Source organism: Synechococcus sp. BA-120 BA3, assembly GCF_034931285.1.
GTDB lineage: Bacteria > Cyanobacteriota > Cyanobacteriia > PCC-6307 > Cyanobiaceae > Cyanobium.
In genome coordinates this window covers 1-1,655 of sequence record NZ_JAYGHZ010000447.1, presented here as the reverse complement: position 1 = coordinate 1,655, position 1,655 = coordinate 1, and the positions used below count along the sequence as shown (strand labels likewise).

Sequence of the window (1,655 nt, the reverse complement as noted above, 5' to 3'; positions counted from 1 at the left end):
CGCCGAGGGACGGCTGCTGGGACTCCTGGCGGTGGAGGACCGGCCCAGGACCGATGCCGCCGCCACCGTCACCCGGCTGCGGCGGCTCGGGCTGCGGCTGGGCCTGCTCAGCGGCGATCGGCGCGCCAGCGTCGAGGGTCTGGGCCGCCGGCTGGGCCTGCGGCCGGAGGAGCTGGCCTGGGAACTGCGTCCCGAGCAGAAGCTGGAACGGCTGCTGCTGGCCCATGGCCGGGGGGCCGTGGCGATGGTGGGCGACGGGATCAACGATGCCCCCGCCCTCGCCGCCGCCGACCTGGGCATCGCCGTCGGCACCGGCACCCAGATCGCCCAGGAGAGCGCGGCCCTGGTGGTGATGGGGGAGGGACTCGACGGCATCGTCCGGGCCCTGGAGATCGCCCGGCGCACCATGGCCAAGGTCCGCCAGAACCTGGCCTGGGCCTTCGGCTACAACCTGATCGTCCTGCCGATTGCCGCCGGTGTGCTGCTGCCGGGCTTCGGCCTGAGCCTCTCGCCCGAGCTGGCGGCCCTGCTGATGGCCTTCAGCTCGATCACCGTCGTCGGCAACGCCCTGCTGCTTCAGGGCCTCCCCACGGATCCCGCGCCATGAGCGGGCGCTTCCTGGTGCTGGAGGGCATCGACGGCTGCGGCAAGACCACCCAGATCGAGGCCCTGCGCGCCTGGCTGCCGCTCAGCGGCCTGATGGCTCCCGGGTCCCGGCTGCTGGTGACGCGGGAACCGGGCGGGACGGCCCTGGGCCAGGCCCTGCGTGCCCTGCTGCTGCACCCTCCGGCCGGGGTCGCCCCCTGCAGCCTCTGTGAGCTGATGCTCTACGCCGCCGACCGGGCCCAGCATGTGGAGGAGTGCCTGCGCCCCGCCCTGGCCGCCGGCGACTGGGTACTGAGCGATCGCTACAGCGGCTCCACCGCGGCCTACCAGGGCCATGGCCGCGGCCTGCCCATGGCCACCATCCACCAGCTCGAGGCGATGGCCACCGGCGGCCTGGAGCCCGATCTCACCCTCTGGCTCGATCTCCCCCTGGCCGGATCCCTGCAGCGCCGCGGCGACCGGCCCGCCGACCGGATCGAGGCCGAGATGCCCAGCACCCGCCAACCGGTACGCCTGTCGGAAATGGCACTGGATCGCGATAACGGCTAACGGGCGGGGCGTTTGCCTCTCGCACATGGGCACGGCGCAAGCTAGGTTCGCCACCATGAACGCCCCTGCTCCAACCATCGCCTTTTCCGACGATCAGGCCCAAGCCCATGACAGCATCGCCGCGGCGCTGCGCGGCATCGGCGTGGACCTCGACAATGACACGCTGACCCCGGCCGCCGATGGCATGGGCCGCGTGATGGCCGTGGTGGGCAAGGCGGGCTCGGGCAAGACCCTGCTTCTGGCCGGGCTTGTGCGCGCACTGCAAGCGGCGGGCGTCGATATCATTTCGGGCGATTGGGAAGGGCGCAGGCGCAAGGACCGCCGCACTGCGGCCGTGCTGGCGCCCACCAACAAGGCGGCCTCCGTCTTGCGCAATCGCGGTGTGCCGGCCACCACGATCCATCGCATTCTTTATACCCCCGTCTATGACCCCGAATACGAAAAGGTGGCGGAATGGCTGGCTGGCCAAGGTGACCGCCCAGTGATCGACGCCTTGACCG

At 71.7% G+C, this 1,655-nt stretch carries 3 protein-coding genes; all 3 read left to right on the top strand.

Annotated elements, in window-relative coordinates:
* Positions 1-607 (top strand): HAD-IC family P-type ATPase (locus VB737_RS16645; RefSeq protein WP_500314602.1); only part of this gene is annotated, 607 nt, incomplete at its 5' end.
* Positions 604-1,155 carry a dTMP kinase gene (tmk, locus tag VB737_RS16640; RefSeq protein ID WP_500314600.1) on the top strand — a complete coding sequence of 184 codons (552 nt, stop codon included), beginning with the start codon at positions 604-606 and terminating at the stop codon, positions 1,153-1,155. The genes VB737_RS16645 and tmk, both read left to right, overlap by 4 nt.
* Positions 1,156-1,210: 55 nt before the next feature.
* Positions 1,211-1,655, top strand: a 445-nt coding sequence (locus VB737_RS16635) for an AAA family ATPase (protein WP_500314599.1), incomplete at its 3' end; no start/stop codon positions are given.